The 18,727-nt window shown below is 34.1% G+C and carries 15 protein-coding genes; 6 read left to right on the plus strand and 9 right to left on the minus strand.

The features are described 5' to 3' along the window. Position 1: 1 nt before the first annotated feature. Entirely contained in the window at positions 2–685 is a 684-nt protein-coding gene (locus BMW63_RS06150; RefSeq protein WP_074722318.1) for a phosphonatase-like hydrolase, read from the plus strand. A 110-nt stretch (positions 686–795) separates the two neighbouring features. On the opposite strand, the gene BMW63_RS06155 is transcribed toward BMW63_RS06150, so the two are convergent. Further along, positions 796–1,377 carry a helix-turn-helix domain-containing protein gene (locus BMW63_RS06155; RefSeq protein WP_074722319.1) on the minus strand — a complete coding sequence of 194 codons (582 nt, stop codon included), beginning with the start codon at positions 1,375–1,377 and terminating at the stop codon, positions 796–798. A 233-nt stretch (positions 1,378–1,610) separates the two neighbouring features. Between BMW63_RS06155 and BMW63_RS18660 the strand changes: the two genes are divergently transcribed. Continuing rightward, positions 1,611–1,862: an RteC domain-containing protein gene (locus tag BMW63_RS18660; protein ID WP_175460266.1), complete on the plus strand. Its 252-nt coding sequence runs from the start codon at positions 1,611–1,613 to the stop codon at positions 1,860–1,862. 361 nt (positions 1,863–2,223) lie between these two features. On the opposite strand, the gene BMW63_RS06165 is transcribed toward BMW63_RS18660, so the two are convergent. Together BMW63_RS06165 and BMW63_RS06170 are read right to left on the minus strand one after the other, a co-directional pair. Further along, on the minus strand, positions 2,224–5,268 hold the full coding sequence (locus BMW63_RS06165) for an AAA family ATPase (protein ID WP_074722323.1): 3,045 nt from the start codon (positions 5,266–5,268) through the stop codon (positions 2,224–2,226). A gap of 12 nt (positions 5,269–5,280) precedes the next feature. Then, a complete protein-coding gene (locus BMW63_RS06170) occupies positions 5,281–6,504 on the minus strand; it encodes a metallophosphoesterase family protein (RefSeq protein ID WP_074722325.1) in 1,224 nt (407 codons plus the stop codon). Positions 6,505–6,788: 284 nt separating this feature from the next. On the opposite strand from BMW63_RS06170, the gene BMW63_RS06175 reads away from it, so the two are divergent. The 4 genes from BMW63_RS06175 (at position 6,789) to BMW63_RS06190 (ending at position 9,072) form a co-directional block, all read left to right on the plus strand. Next, complete coding sequence (locus BMW63_RS06175; RefSeq protein WP_074722327.1) at positions 6,789–7,286, plus strand: YqiA/YcfP family alpha/beta fold hydrolase; 498 nt, start codon at positions 6,789–6,791, stop codon at positions 7,284–7,286. A gap of 100 nt (positions 7,287–7,386) precedes the next feature. Next, entirely contained in the window at positions 7,387–7,593 is a 207-nt protein-coding gene (locus BMW63_RS06180; protein WP_074722329.1) for a hypothetical protein, read from the plus strand. Positions 7,594–7,641: 48 nt separating this feature from the next. Beyond that, positions 7,642–8,217: a hypothetical protein gene (locus BMW63_RS06185; RefSeq protein WP_074722331.1), complete on the plus strand. Its 576-nt coding sequence runs from the start codon at positions 7,642–7,644 to the stop codon at positions 8,215–8,217. 285 nt (positions 8,218–8,502) lie between these two features. Then, entirely contained in the window at positions 8,503–9,072 is a 570-nt protein-coding gene (locus BMW63_RS06190) for a pentapeptide repeat-containing protein (protein ID WP_074722333.1), read from the plus strand. Between the two features lie 65 nt (positions 9,073–9,137). Here the strand turns inward: BMW63_RS06190 and BMW63_RS06195 are convergent, their stop codons facing one another. From BMW63_RS06195 to BMW63_RS06225, 6 genes are all read right to left on the minus strand, one after another. Continuing rightward, the gene (locus tag BMW63_RS06195; protein ID WP_074722335.1) at positions 9,138–10,565 is read right to left on the minus strand and encodes a TolC family protein; all 1,428 of its coding nucleotides are present in this window, start codon (positions 10,563–10,565) and stop codon (positions 9,138–9,140) included. Beyond that, entirely contained in the window at positions 10,543–13,722 is a 3,180-nt protein-coding gene (locus BMW63_RS06200) for an efflux RND transporter permease subunit (protein ID WP_074722337.1), read from the minus strand. Before BMW63_RS06200 ends, BMW63_RS06195 begins: the two co-directional genes overlap by 23 nt. Before the next feature lie 25 nt (positions 13,723–13,747). Then, the gene (locus BMW63_RS06205; protein ID WP_074722339.1) at positions 13,748–14,830 is read right to left on the minus strand and encodes an efflux RND transporter periplasmic adaptor subunit; all 1,083 of its coding nucleotides are present in this window, start codon (positions 14,828–14,830) and stop codon (positions 13,748–13,750) included. Positions 14,831–15,659: 829 nt separating this feature from the next. Continuing rightward, positions 15,660–16,340 carry an ABC transporter ATP-binding protein gene (locus BMW63_RS06215; protein ID WP_074722343.1) on the minus strand — a complete coding sequence of 227 codons (681 nt, stop codon included), beginning with the start codon at positions 16,338–16,340 and terminating at the stop codon, positions 15,660–15,662. A 2-nt stretch (positions 16,341–16,342) separates the two neighbouring features. Next, positions 16,343–17,599, minus strand: coding sequence for an ABC transporter permease (locus BMW63_RS06220; RefSeq protein WP_074722345.1), 1,257 nt, complete (start codon positions 17,597–17,599; stop codon positions 16,343–16,345). Then, complete coding sequence (locus BMW63_RS06225; protein ID WP_074722347.1) at positions 17,599–18,687, minus strand: efflux RND transporter periplasmic adaptor subunit; 1,089 nt, start codon at positions 18,685–18,687, stop codon at positions 17,599–17,601. The genes BMW63_RS06220 and BMW63_RS06225 overlap by 1 nt, the downstream gene beginning before the upstream one ends. Positions 18,688–18,727: the final 40 nt, after the last annotated feature.

The raw sequence follows: 18,727 nt of genomic DNA on the forward strand, positions 1-18,727 counted from the left end.
AATGAAAGAAGAAATAAAATTGGTTGTTTTTGATATGGCAGGAACTACTGTTAATGAAAACAATGTAGTCTACAAAACAGTACAAAAAGCGATAAACAATGCGGGATATAATGTCACTTTACAAGATGTTTTAAAATACGGAGCTGGTAAAGAAAAGCATCAAGCTATTACTGATGTACTCCATAACTGCACTAATTTAATTAAGATTTCTAAGATTGTAGACGTTATTTTTACTAGTTTTAAATCTGAATTAGAAATAGCATATGCTAATTTAGACGTGAAGACTTTTGAAGGAACAGAACAACTTTTTAAAGACTTGAGAAAAAATGACATTAAAGTAGTATTGAATACGGGTTATGATGCTAAAACAGCTAACGGATTGTTGCAAAAATTAGATTGGACAGTTGGAGAAACTATAGATGCATTGGTTACTGCAGATGATGTTAAAAATGGAAGACCCGCTGGCGATATGATTTTTAAGGCTATGGAAATTGTTGGGATAAAGGATAGTAAATTAGTATTAAAAGTAGGAGATTCTAAAATAGATATCGAAGAGGGAATCAGCGCTAATTGCGGAATAACTGCTGGAGTACTAACAGGTGCTCAAGATAGAGAACAGATACAAGAAGCAAATCCAACTTACATATTGGAAAGTTTAACTGAATTGAGAGCGATACTCTTGTAGTTCATTTTGGATTGTGTTTTGTTTAAACTCCTCATTTTAGTATCTAATTATGGGGAGTTTTTATTTTACTAAATCCCTAGTATTGCTATGGTTTAAATTAATAAAAATGATTAATTATCAAGTGCTGCGTTAAAGAAATATAAGACTAGCATACTTGCCTTTTTGTCACTCTTGTTGACCGGTACATGAGGAATACGTCCATCAAAAAACAATGAATCTCCTTCATTAAGTAACACTTCCTCTTTATCAATTAAATAATTTATTTCACCACTTAAAACATACTTAAATTCGTAGGCATCCGTGGACACTTTTTCTCTTTTACTATTTGGCATCACCTCCAACAAAACAGCTTCAAAACCTATGGATTTCAATCCCTTATTGAAAATAAATTTATAAGCAAAACCTTCTGCCTCTACTTCTTTTTCAATATTCTTATATTCGTTTGCACGAATAACAATATGATTATTATCGTTTGCGCTTTCCATTCCGTCAAAAAAAGAACCAATATCAATTTGTAAGGCCCCTATAATATTAAATAGAACAGGTAATGAAGGTATAGTCCTGCCGTTTTCTATCCGAGATATTAAACCATTACTTACTCCTGCGCCATCAGCAACTTGACTAATAATTAATTGTTTTTCTTTCCTAATATTTTTAATTCTTTTACCGATGTTAAGTAAATAGTTCTCCATTTATGATTGAATTGCAATTGAAAATAAAAGTACGTTTTTACCTTTGAAAAACAATAATTATTTCGCTGGTTTATTAATGCATTTATTTCTATCACTTAAATCAGCCTTTTGGGTGCAATTAATAAGTCATTTTAAATTTAGCTGACTAAAGTAACCCCAGTAATAATAAGTCCATGCACAATCTCTTTTTTGTTTATATTTCTCAAAAAAACAATAAAAAAAGCAGTGAAAAAATGTCTGAATTTAGAAGAATACTCTTGTTTTATAGCGGTCAAAACAAAAATGATAAAGATAAAATTCACTTTTTTAAAATCATAAAACCAAAATTCACTTCAAAATTAATATACTTCAAGAAAGTTAGAAAACTGGAAACTCGAAAATCGCTTGGCAGCAAAAGAATTCAGCGTGAGTATTTGGATTCTGAATTAAACAAACTCAATATTAATTTTACTGAAAATATAGAATTTTATAATTATTATCGATAAGGAGGTGAGTTCATTGATAGTAAAATTTTTATTCGAAATAATGCTGAAATCAATTATAATTTAGAGACATTTTCTCCAAGTATAAAAAACACCTCTAACAGACCTAAATTTTTAGGTGAATTTTTCTAAAAAACGGTTTAATTTCACTTAAAACTAGAATAAAATTTGTAGATCCTATAATGAATTCCACATCGCTAATTTCTTTAAATCATTCATAAAATGGTTTGTAAATTGTTCAGTCAAGGTCACAAAACCCCAACAGATGTTGGGGTTTTTTTATGTTTTAGATTCAAAAAACGGCCTAAAATCAAGTAGTTAAAGCTAATATAGTATCAAGAATAAAAGTCGGGAACTAAACACCCTAACTCCAACTTTCACTCACCAAACTTCCCTTTTCTTCCTCTTTAATCACATTGATAGAACGAGGAATACGTTCTTGCAGTTCGGCAACGTGCGAAATGATTCCGACAATTCGGTTTTCCTTGTAGAGCGATTGCAGGGTTTCAAATACAATGGCTACACTTTCAGGGTCTTGCGTTCCAAATCCTTCGTCAATAAAAAAGAAATTTTTATCGTTTTTATTTAAAGATTGTACACTTTCTGCTAATGCCAAAGCCAAACATAAAGAAGCTTGAAAACCTTGCCCTCCAGAAAGTGTTTTTACACTTCTAGAAGCACCATCATTAAGGTAATCAATCACTTCGAACTCATTGGAACTGTTAATCGTTAAACTCAGTTGATTTTTAGTCATACGATGAAAACGGACATTGGCCACATCTGCTAAATTTTGCAAATAAATACTAGAAACATAGTTTACAAAGCCACTAGCGTTAAACATATTCGCCAAGGTAACTAAGTTTGTAGAACGTGTATTTAGTACTTCAAAATGAGCTAATAAGGCTGCTTTTTCTAACAACGATGCGTTGATACGTTTTAAGTTATCTTGCAAAGTAGATAGCTTTCCTAATTGGGTTTCAAACTTTAATTTACCTTCTGCAACCAGAATTCGTTTATCTTCAAAAATTGTACTATCAAAGCGCTCGTTCATTACCAACTTCTCTGATTCGATAACAGCACTTTCTGCTACTTTCAAATCTACGGTAAACTGCTTGGTTCGGGCTTTCTCCAATTCGATATCCCAAGTTTTAGAAAGAATTGATTGAACGGTATCTATCGAATCCAATTGATGGGTTTGGAGTAATTCAGTTATTTTATTTTGGGTTTCGAGTACTAATTTTTCGTTTGAAACCACTTGTTCAGTGATTAGTTTCAAACTGGCTTCTAATCCTGCTAATTCTTTATCCTGAAGTACAATCGCATCCGATTTTAATTTATATTCTGATGCTATTGTGCTGTTTTCTAAATGTAATTTTGTTTTTTCATTTCGAATTATAGCAATGTCTGATTGCGCATAATCCACGAAGTCAAGTACTTTTAGCTGGGATAATTCATTGGTGATTCCTCCTGATATGGATGCTTTTTCATTGGCGATATTTCCTTTATTTGTCGATTGAACTTTCAGTTGTTCTGCTAGTTGTTCCTGCAGTGTACGAGTATCTTTTTCCTTTTTTTCGGTCTCGGATATCGCTTTTTCAATAATTTGTTGCTCTTGTTTTTTTGCCAAAAAACCAGCGTTATCGGCAGCACTAAACGCTGTCCAAATGAATTTTGAAAGATGAATTTTGGAGTCGGATTCCAAAGCTTCTTTATCAATAACAGTCAACTGCAATTGTTCGACGGCATGTGTACTATCATTTTCGATTTTGAAAGCTTTCTTTTCGAGTAGAGCAATTTCTTTTTCGCTATTTTCTAATTTTGAAATCATGGCTTCCGCAATCGACAATTGGTCCGTAACATCTTCGGCTTGCATTACATGAGGATGTTCCAGCGATCCGCACAAAGGGCAGTTTTCGCCATCGTGCAAATTATGGGCAAATTGCGCTAATTCTTTGGAAACCAAAAGCTTTGTTTTGGTTGCCAAAACGATTTTGTTTTCTATCGAAAGCTGTTCTCGTTTTGTATCTAAAATTGTTTTCCAAGTCTCCACAGGTAATTCTAATTCTGAAAACAAGACTTTTTGCTTCTCTAAATAGTCTTGAATAACACTGATTCTTTTCGCTTTCGCCGTTAATTGCTCTACTAACGATTCTTGTTTAGTAAACCAATTCCCCACATCTAATAATACATCCCCATCTAGTTTTTTAGATTTTAAAGCAACCAAATCCAATTGAATAGTCGTTAGGTCTTTCTTGAGCTCAGTTTCTTTCTTTTCACTTTCTAAAAATAATAGTTCGCTAGCTTTACTCTTTTTTTCGATTAATGCGACTTCCAACTGTAAACCAAATATTTTTTCAATCGATTCTAAATCGGATACTTTATTTTTAGAAGTTTCTAATTGGTCGAACTTCTGCTGTAATTGTTCCATTACAGTTTGATTCACTTTCTTACTCTCCTCTACTCCTTTTTTATTACTTTCGAGTAAACGGAATTGTTCTATTGCTTTGAATAACGTTGTGTTTGCAGAACCCAACTCATTTATTACCACCTTAAAAGCTTTGTCTGTGATTTCAAACGTATCGATCTCGGTTTGTAGCGCATCCATTTTTGGTTTTTGTTCGATAAAAGTCGAAAGAAGGTTTTTCTTTTTTTCTAAATCTTCAAAATTAGTTTTTAAAGTGGTCATTTTTTGGAACTCGGTTTCTACCAATTCCAATTCTGTTTTATTCGTTTGTAATTCCGTATTCGCTTCTGCAAGTTCAACTTCTAAAGCTGAAATGGTTTCTTTCGAAATAGCATCGAATCCTGATAATGCTCCCTTAAGTTGATCCAATTGTGTTCTAGCAGCACTTTGCGCGGTTGCCACTTTCGAGGCTAAATCAAAGCGTTGGAGATGAAAAATTTCTTTCATCATATCCGAGCGGTCTTTTCCTTTCAAGTCCAAAAATTCTTTGAACTTCCCTTGCGGAATGATAATCGTACGGCGAAAATTTTCATAAGTAAGTCCTATTAACGCTGTCGCATCGGCAGAAGTCATTGGAACCCATTCCTCCTCTTTCCATTCGTAAGCAAGGCGTTCTATAGTTGTGGTTTCTTCAAAACGTTTTTTATTTCTTTTCCAATCGGCTACAAACTTAAATTTTCGTTCTTCAAAATTTAAAAATTCAAATTCAATATTGGCTCTATCCGATTTTAGATTTAGCATATTGTACGAACGTTTATCTCTGCTATTCAAACGCTCTGTTTCTCCGTACAAGACAAAACCAATCGCTTCTAAAACAGAAGATTTCCCAGAACCAACCGCTCCAAAAATCCCGAATAAACCCGCATTTGTCAATTCTTCAAAATCAATGGTTTGTTTTTTTTGATACGAATACAAACCAGTAATACTTAATTTTAGTGGTAACATAAAGGTTTTTTTTTATTCGTTTTTAGCTTGACTTCCAATAATTTCATTGAACAACTCCAATAATTCGTCATTGGGTTCCTGTTTGTGTTTCGAAACAAAGTAATCTTTAAATAATCCTTGAATGTCTTGATCTAAATTTACTTTTGGGGTTTGTTGCTCTGTATCGCCATCCTTAGTCACAATGGGAATGATAAAGATGATTCCGTCGTGACTTTCATGGATTCGTTTGAGATCTTTGGTTGCAAAAAAAGTATCACTAACCAAAGTCAATTCGACCAAACAATAGGGATTCTCTAACAACCAAGTTACAGCCTCGTCTATGTTTTCGAATCGTTTTCGATGTAAAACCCGCCCAGACTGCAACGGAATACCCGTAAATTTTACGGCCTCGTTCGGTTGTACCTCAATTAGAACTACTTTTTTTTCTTGTCCCGCTTCCGAAAAACTATAAGACAGTGGACTACTAGAGTACACTGCAGGACTAGAATGCCCACCCACATTCTGAAAACGATGCAGATGCCCTAAAGCGGTGTACTGAATTTGCTGCGGAATACAATCGGTGTACACGATATCGGCGTTACCTATACGCAATGGTTTTTCACCATCGGGTTCTTCCAATATTTCGCCTCCACGCTTGAGCATGTACAAATGGGTCGTGAGGATATTAACGCCCTTGGTATCGCAATATTTATCGGCAAGTGCAGCCCAAGAATCTTGCAATAACTGATTCAATTGTTGTTCTTTATTTTCGGCTCCTAAATAGGTTTTCAAGCGCATTTCGTTCGCGTAAGGCGTAGTTATTATTCGAATAGGAAAATCGTATTGCGGCAACTGAATTTCTATAAATCCGTTCTCTGACTGGGTTATTTCAAATCCGTTCTCAATAGTTATGGTTGGAATCGTAACATCTGGATTACCTACAAACAATATCCCACATTCACGCGCCAAAGGATTTGGGGAATCTATTCGATCTGGACTGTCGTGATTTCCTGCAATAGCAATTACAGGACGTTTGCCATTATTGGTGAGTCTTTTGAGCGTTTTATATAGTAAATCTATGGCTTCGACTGGAGGATTGAAGGTGTCAAATAAGTCACCTGCCACTATAACTACATCTGCATTTTGACTGTCGGCGATCTCACAAATTTCGTTCATAACGATCTTTTGCTCTTCCAATCGCGAAAAATGATCCAGTTTTTTTCCTAAATGCCAATCGGCAGTATGTAATACTTTCATGCTTTAAACTTATAATGAGTAACTTATCTTAATCTTGGTTCAATCGTACTATTTCAATAGCAATATCGCAATAAAAAACGGTATAAAAGTAGCATTTAGCACAAATGAATCATTGTAAAAATACTAAATTAATAATGATCTGTTTTACGGAAAACCGTAATATGACAAGCTTAATTATCCGTATTATTGTTTCAAAATAATTCAGCTAAAAAAACTTCAAACGACATAATTTGTCGTTATAGCCCCTTACTTTTACGATAGAATTACTAAAAAAATAAAAACAGATGACCATTTTATACTTACATGGACTCGAAAGCAAACTTAGTCCACAAAAACAATCCGTTTTAGAACGTTTCGGAACCGTTATTGCGGCTGATCTTGATTACTACAACAACCCAAACGTTTTTGATTTACTTTTGGAACTGAACAAAGAGCATAAATTTGATGTAGCTATTGGGAGTAGCATGGGAGGTTTTATGAGTTATTATTTTGCTAATACTATCAAGTGCCCTGCCCTACTTTTCAATCCAGCTTTACCACACAGACCAGTTCCCCAAAATATTCCTGATTTGAATTCTTCAAATAGTTCCTCTCTTTTACATTTTGCTTTAGGCGGACAAGACGACGTGATCAAAGCTAACGATAATCTAAAATGGATTTCTGAAAACAGACAGACTACTACCGACATAAAAATTTCGATTCACAACCAAATGGGGCATCAAATTCTACTGGATGTTTTTGAAAAAGAAGTAACTGAATTTTTCCGTCAATTGGAGTTATAAACTAAAATGTTTTTGCATGACTTCTTTGCTTCGCTGTTCGTAATTACTCGTCAGCAAAAACAAATGTTGCTAAATAAAAAAAGACCAAAACCAACCTATTATGAAAGAACTACGAATTAAATTGACCGATGATCAGCACGAAAAATTGATGACTAAACTTAGTATCGAGGGACAAAAAAATTTAGAACACACCACCCTTTCAGGTTTTTCGATTACTTTAAATGAAGCTTTTGCAGGAATGTCATGGTTAACGGTTGACATGAACGGTGAACTAGATTTGGGTGACGTAAATTGGGAAATACGCTAATCTTCTAATTTTACGTTTAATGATCTCTTTTCAGAATAAATTAAAACAATGCCTAAACTAAAAATCAACATATTCGGAGAAGGAATAGAGGTCAGACAACTACAATTGGATGCGGATATCTATGCGCATTGGACGGAAATTGCCTCTAGAAAAAAGAGATCTCTCACCGATTTACTCTTAGATCCCTTTTTTTATCATCAATTAAAGGATAATCGGTTTACTTCAATTTTAGACTTAGATGCAACCGTAGTATCGGGAGTTTTAGATAAACCAAAAAACCAAATCGAATTTTGGTTCAACCGGCACAAAGTATTGAAGCTAAAACCAAATGAGCTCTTCAATGAATTAGTATTATTTCCGTTATACCAAGTCGATAAAAACCAACTTTTTAATTCAAATCAATTAGAAACAGGGCTCTATATTATGAAAAAGGAAATTGGATTAATTAGCTGCTTAGAATTTGAAATTGCTACAAACCTACTTCAAATAGATGATTTTAAGTTCATAACAACCAAGTTTAAAAACGAGCGATTTCTAAGTGATATTAAATATCAAAATAAACACTTGAATGCCGTAAAAAACGACACGGCTATTACCTATCAGACTAGTTTTGAGATTAAATAAATAGTACGTTATTCCTTAAAAAACCAAATAAAAAAGTTTATCCTTCACAATCCCGCTGCGAGATAAAGATAGAATGCTGTTTTGTAAAAACACTTCCTTAATTATCTTAATCTGCTTTTCTGTACTAGGACTCAATTTACCTGATAATCAATCATTAAAAAAACATCCCGGCTTCTACAAATCTTGTAAAAAAAACGATTTGAAATTTGTATATTTACCGCCAAAACAAAACGTAATTACCTTTAATTATGACAATTGCTTTTTACCACATTCATCCCCAGAAAAATGTCTGAATACAACCTTGATTTACAATACAATGACATCACTTATGGTGAAGACGAAGTCAATTTCAAGGAATTTGAATCTTGCACTTTTACCAATTGTGATTTTTCCCAATGTAATTTTATTGCAGTAAGTTTTATCGACTGCAATTTTAATTCTTGCAATTTTTCTACTGCCAAAATAAATCATGTTGCCTTTAGAACAGTCTTTTTTAACAGTTGTAAAATGATCGATGTAAACTTTGCCATGTGCGACAAATTCATTTTTGAAGTTCATTTTAAAGATTGTATTTTGGATTTCTCCAAATTTTATGCCTTAAAGATGAAAGGCACTACATTCACAAATACTAGTCTAGTTGCCGTAGACTTTATGAGTACAAATTTAACCGAAGTCTTATTTAGCAACTGTGATTTATACCGTTCTGAATTTGAAAAAGCAGTCGCTGACAAAGCCGACTTTAGAACGAGCTACAACTATTCAATCGATCCTACAAAGACAAAACTTAAAAAAGCCCAATTTTCTATTGATGGTCTAAAAGGACTGTTGACCAAATACGATATCATTGTCGAATAAAGTATTTTGACAAAAAAAAGAGCCAAGAAAAATTCCCGACTCTGATTTTCGAATTAAATTAGTGGTTATCTCCAACCGCCTCCAAGATCTTTATACACATTAACAACGGCATTCAATTGGTCTTTTTTAGTTTCTATTAATTCCAATTTTGTTTCTAATGCATCTCGTTGTGTCAGTAAAACTTCTAAATAATCAACTCTAGCCGACTTAAACAAGTCATTTGACACCTCAATTGATCGGTCTAAAGCTGCTACCTGTTTTGATCGTAGATCATAGCTTTTTTCTAGATTATCAATTTTAGAAAGTTGGTTCGACACTTCTAAATAGGCATTTAAAATGACACGCTCATAATTATACATCGCCTGAATTTGTCTTGCATTTGCACTACTGAACTCCGCTTTTATAGCATTCCTATTAATTAAAGGTGCTGCTAAATCTCCGGCCAAAGAGTACAATAATGAAGCCGGTGACTTAAACAAAAACGATGTTTTGAAAGCATTATATCCTACTCCTGCTGAAATCCCAAAAGAAGGGAAAAACTCTGCTCGCGCTACTTTCACATCTAATTTGGCTGCAGCCAATTCTAGTTCGGCTTGTTTAATGTCGGGACGATTCGTTAGCAACTGCGAAGGAATCCCTGCCTGAATCGATTCTGGAACAATACTCAAAACAGCGGTTCTGTCTCTTGGAATCTCTTGAGGAAAACGGCCTAAAAGAAAATTGATTCTATTCTCTGTCTCCTTGATATTTTGATTAATATCAAATTCCATGCTTTGTGACTTCAGCACCTCAGCTTGGAATTTCTGCACTGCTAATTCCGTTCCTCTTGCCGCTTCTTTTTGTAATTTTACAATCTCTAAGGCATTTTTTTGAAGTGCAATATTTTGCTTTACAATTAGAAGTTGGTTATCCAAAGCTTGCAATTCGTAATACGAAGTAGCCACTTCGGCAACTAGATTAGTCAGTACAAAGTTCTTCCCTTCTACTGTTGCTAAATAGCGTGTAACTGCTGCTTTCTTTGCAGTATGCAGTTTATTCCAAATATCTACTTCCCAATTGGCGTAAGCCCCAATACTAAAATCCGTCAGCGGATCAGGCATTTCTCTTCCTGGATAAATCTCCGTAGAAGCATCACCCGCGCCAGTACTAGTATAACGCCCTACTTTTTCGACACCAGTACCTCCTCTAAGTCCAACAGTAGGAAGATACGCCCCTTTTCTAATTCGTGCTTCATTTTTGGCTATTTCAATTTCCTGCAACGTAATCTGCAACTCTTGGTTGTTTTGAAGTGCAGTATCGATCAAGTTTTGTAGGTTCTTATTAGTAAAGAAATTTCTCCACTTCATACTTGCAATAGAAGCGGTATCCGTACTAGTAACAAATGCATTTGGAATAGCTACTTTAGCTGTACTTTCTACAACTGATGGTGCCTTGCAGCCTACTATCGTAATACAGATAGCTATGGCAATACTATTTTTCTTTATGAACTTCATTGTTATCAATTTCTTCAGTTAATGGATTTTCTTCTTCATTTTTTACCAACTTATATTTTTCAGCTATTCGACCAAATATGTAATACAATCCCGGAATAACAAACACACCGCAAATAGTACCAATAAGCATCCCTCCTGCTGCCGCTGTTCCAATAGTTCTATTACCAATTTTACCCGGCCCTGTAGCAAAAACCAATGGTAGTAAACCTGCGATAAAAGCAAATGATGTCATCAAAATAGGACGGAACCTTGCTTTTGCTCCTTCCATTGCAGCCTCTAGCACTGATTTCCCTGCTGCATGCCGCTGAATGGCGAATTCCACAATCAAAACAGCATTTTTACCCAGCAACCCAATCAACATTACCATGGCTACTTGAGCGTAAATATTGTTTTCGAGTCCTGTTAATTTCAGTAAAAGAAAGGCTCCAAAAATACCCGCTGGCAAGGATAGAATTACTGATAAAGGCAATATAAAACTTTCGTATTGCGCTGCTAATACCAAATAAACGAATCCTAAACAGATAAGGAATACCCAAATTGCCTGATTCCCTTGTGATACTTCATCTGCAGAAATACCTGCCCAATCAATATCATACCCTCTTGGTAATTTTTCAGCAGCAACTTCTTGAATAACTTTAATAGCTGTACCACTACTATATCCTGAGGCAGCAGAACCACTAATCTCTGTAGAAGTGTACATATTATGTCTAGTAATCTCCGATAGTCCATATACTTTTTCTAACTTCATAAAAGCAGAATAAGGAACCATCTCATCTCGATCATTTTTTACGTAGAGTTTCAAAATATCCTCTGGCAATGCTCGGTATTCAGGAGACGCTTGAACGATTACTTTATAATTGATTCCATATTTAATAAAACTAATTTCGTAATTACTTCCCACTAATGTAGACAAGGTATTCATTGCATTCTCAATGGAAACTCCTTTTTGCTGTGCTAGGTCATTATCCACTTTCATCATGTACTGAGGAAAACTGGCGCTATAGAAACTGAATACATTAGATAATTCAGGACGTTTGTTTAATTCTTTTACAAAATCATTATTAATCGCCTCCATTTTTTTGTAATCACCTGATCCCGTTTTATCCAATAAACGAAGCTCAAATCCTCCGGCAGCTCCATATCCTGGTACTGCAGGCGGTTGGAAAAATTCGATGTTTGCACCTGGAATATCTTTAGATTTTTCTTCTAATTCTGCCATAATCTCAACAACAGATTGCTTTCTATCATCCCAGTCCTTAAGGTTAATCAAACAAGTTCCTGCATTAGATCCAGTACCTTCAGTCAAAATTTCATATCCTGCTAAGGAAGAAACGGATTTCACTCCTTCGACACCTTCAGCAATTTTTTGCAATTTTACTGAAATATCATTAGTTCGTTCTAATGAAGATCCCGGAGGTGTTTGAATAATAGCATAAAACATACCTTGATCCTCATTCGGGATAAATCCAGAAGGAACGGTACTACTAATTAACCATGTTCCAGCACAAAATCCTACCAATGCAATAAAAGTAATCACTCTTCTATTTATAATTTTTCCTAGTAACTTTTGATATTTACCCTGAGCAAGATTAAAGGTGTTATTAAAGCCTTCTATAAATCTATTTATAGGTGTTTTCTTTTTAGGTTTGCCATGATTGTTTTTTAACATCATCGCACAAAGCGCAGGTGTCAATGTCAACGCTACGATTCCCGAAAGAATAATTGCTGTTGCCATCGTAATAGAGAATTGTCTATAAAATACTCCAACTGGTCCAGACATAAACGCAACTGGAATAAATACTGCAGCCATCAAGAACGTTATCGCCACAATAGCTCCAGAAATTTCATGCATCGCTTTTTTAGTCGCTTTTAAAGCTGAAAGATGCTCTTCTTCCATTTTTGCATGTACGGCTTCAATAACCACAATGGCATCATCGACGACGACCCCAATAGCCAAAACCAAAGCAAACAACGTAATTAAATTAAGTGAAATATCGAAGAATTGCATGAACATAAAAGTTCCAACCAAAGATACTGGCACCGCAATTGCCGGGATAATTGTAGAACGCCAATCCCCCAAGAAAAGAAACACCACTAATCCTACCAAAACAAAAGCTTCGATTAAAGTATGGATTACTTTTTCGATCGAAGCATCCAAAAATTTAGAAACATCATACGAAATTTCATAATCCATTCCTTTTGGGAATTTTTTCTTGATGGTTTCTAATTTGGCTTTTACATCTTCAATAACTTGATTTGCATTACTACCGAAGGACTGTTTTAATACAATTGCTGCAGATGGTTTTCCATTTAGATTCGAATAAATATCATACATCGAACTTCCAAACTCAATATTTGCAACATCTTTTAATCTTAATATTTCGCCATTAGCATTGGATCGTAATATGATATTTCCATATTGTTTTTCGCTCGTAAATCGACCTGAATATTTCAAAACATATTCAAATGCTTGTGAACGTTTTCCCGAGGCCTCTCCTGTTTTTCCCGGTGAAGCTTCCAAACTTTGACTTGATAAAGCTTCCATTACCTCATCGGTAGAAATTTTATAGGCCAACATACGATCGGGTTTCAACCAAATACGCATGGCATATTCGCGAGTACCTAGAATATCTCCAGAGCCAACACCATTTACCCTTTTCAATTCAGATAAAACATTGATGTCAGCATAATTATACAAGAATTTTTGGTCGGTTCCTTTATCAGTACTAAAAAGATTGACGTACATCAACATACTGGGAACTTCACGAGTAATTTTCACACCCTCCCTAACCACTAATGGAGGCAGTTTATTAACAACCGATGCCACCCTATTTTGCACATTAATAGCGGCTTGGTTAGGATCAGTACCTAAGTTGAATACAACTTGAATACTAGCTTCACCGTCATTTCCAGCATCGGAAGTCATGTATTTCATTCCTGGAACTCCATTTAAGGCTCGTTCTAAAGGAATAACAACTGATTTGATCATCAATTCTCCATTAGAACCAGGGTAATCTGCTGTAACATTCACCATTGGTGGCGAAATAGAAGGAAATTGGGTAATAGGTAAATTCATCACCGATAATACCCCTAAAAAGACAATTATTAGCGATATTACTATCGACAAAACGGGCCTTTGGATAAATTTATTAAACATTTTTATATTTTTTTATATGATTAATTTACTCCGCTTTCAATCTTAAATGCTCAATTACAATTTTAGGATCCATTGTTTTGCATTTAATTTTATCGCCCTCTTTTACCTTTTGAACACCTTCTAATAAAATCATATCACTAGCTGAAACACCACTTTTTAGCACATATAAATCAGGCATTTCCCCTTTAATTTGAATTTCTTGTGAATGTACAATGCAGTTTTTATCTACTAAAAACACATACTTTTTGTCCTGTATTTCATAAGTCGCCTTTTGTGGAATTACTAAAGCATTTTTAAGAGGGACAGTCATTAGCACTTTACCTGTTTCTCCATTTTTGAGTAATTTGTCAGGATTAGGGAATCGAGATCTAAAAGCTATATTTCCAGTTTCGCTATTAAATTCACTTTCTATAACCTCTACCTTTCCTTTGTATTTCAATGAAGTACCGTTTGCTAAAAGTAAACCTACTTGGTTTTGAGCACGGTTTTTAATATCAGTTTCATAATCTAAATATTCTGGTTCAGAAACATTGAAATAAGCATACATCTCACTATTGTCAGAAAGACTAGTTAGTAGTTCACCTTCATCAATAAGGCTACCTAATTTTTTAGGAATTCTATCTATCGTTCCCGAGAATGGCGATTTAATATCAGTTGCAGATAAATGAAATTTAGCCATTGCCATTTCTGCTCTTGCCTGATCTAATTTAGCTTTGGCTACAGCCAATTCATTTTTAGAAACTACATTCTTATCCGCTAAATCCTTGGTGTTTTGTACTTCTATTTCTGAAGCTTTTACTTCGGCTAATGCCTTTTGATATTCAGCTTCGTACATCGTAGGTAATATTTTAAATAATATTTGGCCTGCCTTTACGTATTGACCTTCATCAACATAAATTTTTTGTAAAAACCCTTTTTCTAAAGCTCTAATTTCTATGTTTTTGACAGAACGAATTTGTGAGACATATTCTTTTGTAAATGAAGTATCAACTATAATTGGATTTGTAACTAAAAACGTTTCAGCTACTTCTTTCTCTTCTTTTTTTGAGTTACAACTCGTTAAGCTTATTAGGGCTATTAGCCCAGATATAATGGCGATTCTCTTCATGATAGTTTATGAATTGAGTACTTGATTGTTTGGATTTAAAAATTTTATAGGGTAAAACAAAACATCAGCAGCCATGACGTGTCCGAGAACCGTCATTTAGAAAAATAAAGTTATTTTTCTCTTTTAGAGATTAAAAATCATTAAATTATCAACTGATGAAGCCAATAATCAAATTCTTAAAACTCGGATTAGAATGTATATTGGTTGAGAATATCCAAAAAAAGACGGAAAGTTTTTTATGCCTTTTAAGTTATCTTTTAAATAAAAGAAATTGGAATTTGTAATATACCATTTGTGAGTAGCCTCAAAATTTAATGGTGCAAATTTATTCGAGGTATTATCTGAATTAAGATTATCCTCTCCAGTATCTGTATCTTCAATAATTTTATTATACTGATCTGAATTGTCAACTATACCTTGATTTTCTAAAAAATGTTTTTGAGTCAAAGAGTTCTTCGTACTACAAGGATGTGTACGATTAACAGTTAAATTTTCACCTTTGCAAAAAAAGAATGAGCAAAGGAATATAAAAAAAATTGTTGCTCTCATTTCGAGACCAAATGTAGTCAAACATTGATAGTGAAAATAAATTTTATGATTTTGTTAAGTAAAAATCAACGAAATCGTTTTCCCTGCAAATGGTTGTAGCAACACAATAATTATAAGTAGTTAAAAAAGAATCTATTAATACTTTTATAGACCAAACCATTTATTATGATTTACTTTAACTCCTTATTCATTTATACCGTATTACTTCTTAAAATATTGGAAATATTTGTTTTTTTTATATTTAAATAACTTTCAAAAAGTAAAAAAGTAATCTATTTTCCTAAGAAATTATTCGGCCGTCCTCCATTGTAATTATTCGATCTGTTTTATTGGCGAAATCAGGATCATGGGTAACAATTAATATCGTCTGATTAAACTCTTGTGTCAATGTTTTAAAGATATCAAAAACAACGTCGCCATTTTTTTTGTCCAAATTCCCCGTAGGCTCATCCCCCATTATAATCAAAGGATCGTTTATAAGAGCTCTTGCAATCGCGACGCGCTGCTTCTCCCCACCACTCAACTGATTTGTCTTTTTTGTTGCGTGCTTTTCAATTCCTAATGTTTTCAAATGGCCCATCGCACGGTGTTCTAATTCCTCTTTAGAATATTTACCTAATTTAAACCCAGGAAGCATCACGTTACCTAACACATCATATTCTGACAACAAATAATGAAATTGAAAGACAAAACCTATTTTCTCATTTCGGATTCTTGCCAAATTCTTATCCGGTTGTCCCGTAATTAACTCATCATGGATCAACAATTGTCCTTCATAATCCGTATCCATCGTTGAAAGCAAATACAACAAGGTAGATTTTCCAGAACCAGAACGTCCCTCTATAGAAACAAACTCGCCATGATTAATACTTAAATTGACATCCTTAATTACCTGAAATTTTGCAGGATTATAGAAATACTTTGTTAAACCTATGGTTTCTATTACTTTATTATTTTCCATACCTATTTCCCTCTAATAATTTCTACCGGATCTACTCTACTTGCTTTTAAAGCTGGAAACAAACCTGAAATAATTGTCGTAAAAAGGGCAAAGGTTATTCCGATACTATAATACACTATATTATAATCAATTGGATACGTTTTAACAGTTGGCAAAGAAGTCGTTTCAAAAGGGATGACATCGATAATAGCAGAAAAAACATAGCCGAAAACTAATCCAAAAATACCTCCTGTCAAACCAATTATTATCGATAGTGAGATAAAAATCCATTTTACATCGTTACCTGAAAAGCCAGTGGCTTTAAGAATAGCAATACTATCCATTTTTTCATAAATCATCATATTCAATATATTGTAAATTCCAAAACCAGCAACAATAAGCAAAACAATTCCAACCGAATAAGATATAATGCTTCGTACTGTACTTCCAGTTTCAAATTGCGAATTAGCAGTTTGATAATCGATTGCATCCAAATTGAAAGCTGTATGAAACTCTTTGGACAGCGGAACAGCCGATTCTTTATCATAAAGATTAATCTGGATATCGGTAATATAGCTTTTGTTCTGGCCTAGCAGTTTTTGGGCTGTAGCCAATGAAGTATAACTCATCACATTGTCAATTTCGGCAATTCCTATTTCAGAAATCCCCACTATTTTTAAGGACGCAAGATTGCCGCTAGAAGTTGATATTTTTATAATATCCCCTTTCGAAAGTAACATTTTGTCAGACAGTCCCTTTCCAATAATAATACTGTTGTTCTGACTTAGATCTGTCACTTTCCCCTCTTTAATGTAATCACTAATCTTAAAAAGGGTATCCTCAGCAATAATATCTATTCCATTCACAAAACCTGCAATTTCTATCGTTCCTGAGTTAAATAAAACTGAGGCAGTCACCTTTGGCGCTACATCGATAATACGTTTATCCTGCTTTAAAGTTTTAATAATAGACATGCTATTATATATCGATTTACCTCTGTCTTTTGGTTTTATGGAGCGAATGAAATTTGTGTTCCGTTTATAGTCTCCAGATAAAGATAAAGGCTGATTCTCCGATGGTTTCACTTCATTATACAAAAGGATGTGCGGTGTTCTATTTAGCATTAAACCATCTAGCATTTCATTTAATCCGCTCATAAAACTGACTAAAGCAATAAACATAGCAATACTAAAAGTGACACCCACAGCTGCGACAATAGTTTGTTTAAGTCTAGCTCTAAGCAAATGAAAAGCAATATTTAAAATCAGTTTATAATTCACTATTTTGGTATATAAATGGTTTCATCCTTTTTCAATCCTTCTAAAATCTCCACCTTTTGGTAATCACTCAAACCTATTCTTACTTTCCTTTTCTCATCATTATTTACGATAACATATTCATTATCTACTAAATAACTTCTAGGAATGGTAATCGTATTTTCTTTTGTCTTAATAATTATATTTGCCTCGGCTGTTAGATTAGGATATAGTTTTTTTGGTGCGTTAACGAAATGCGCTTCAATTTTAAATGTGCGTGAACGCTCGTCCATAATAGGATATATTTTATTAACAATCGCTTCAAAAACTTCCCCTTTATAACTGTCCATCGTAACTAATGCTTTCTGTCCCAAAACTACACGCACCATATCGTTCTCGTCCACTTCGAGTTCCAATACAAACGAATTTGCCTTCCCAATAATCGCAAGTGGAGTCTGCGTGGTAATCAGGGTGCCTTCATCAACCAAAACATCGTACAATCGACCGGCCATAGCACTTTTTATACTAAAATCACTTTGGGTATTTTGACTGTATTTAAGATTGATGCTGCTGCGATCTTGGTCGTTCTTCAATTGTACTCTTAGTTGTGCCAATTGCTTTTTAGTTGACTCATAATTTAGCTTAGAACTTTTATAAGCTAATTCGAATCTTTCAAAGTCAACTTCTGAGATCCCCTCAAGAGACCTTATTTTATTATTTCTATTATAAATGGATTCGTCAAGAGTGAGCTTATCCTTTGCCGATTGTACTTTTAGCTCCATCTCTGCGATCTTATCCCTGATGTAGAGACTATTTCCTTGACTAAGCTGATACGCTAATCTGGCATTTTCAGTGTTTAATTCCGCTTTTTCACTTTCAAGTTCAAAAAGCAACTGCCCTTGACTTATGGGTTGCCCCGCAGCAACTTTTATTTTTTGCAAAATACCATTTACGGTGGAGTAAACGGTATATTGATCATTTGCTTTAATGATTCCTGATGCATAGACACTTTCGGTTACAGAACCAACAGTAGGTTTTATTCCTTCACTGTTTTTCGAACAGGACAATGCTAAAAATAGCACAGCTAATAAAGTACAGTTTGCAAATTTCATCTCAATCGATTTAATAAAAATAAGTAACAAATAAACACTT

Source organism: Flavobacterium frigoris (assembly GCF_900111075.1).
Taxonomy (GTDB): domain Bacteria; phylum Bacteroidota; class Bacteroidia; order Flavobacteriales; family Flavobacteriaceae; genus Flavobacterium; species Flavobacterium frigoris.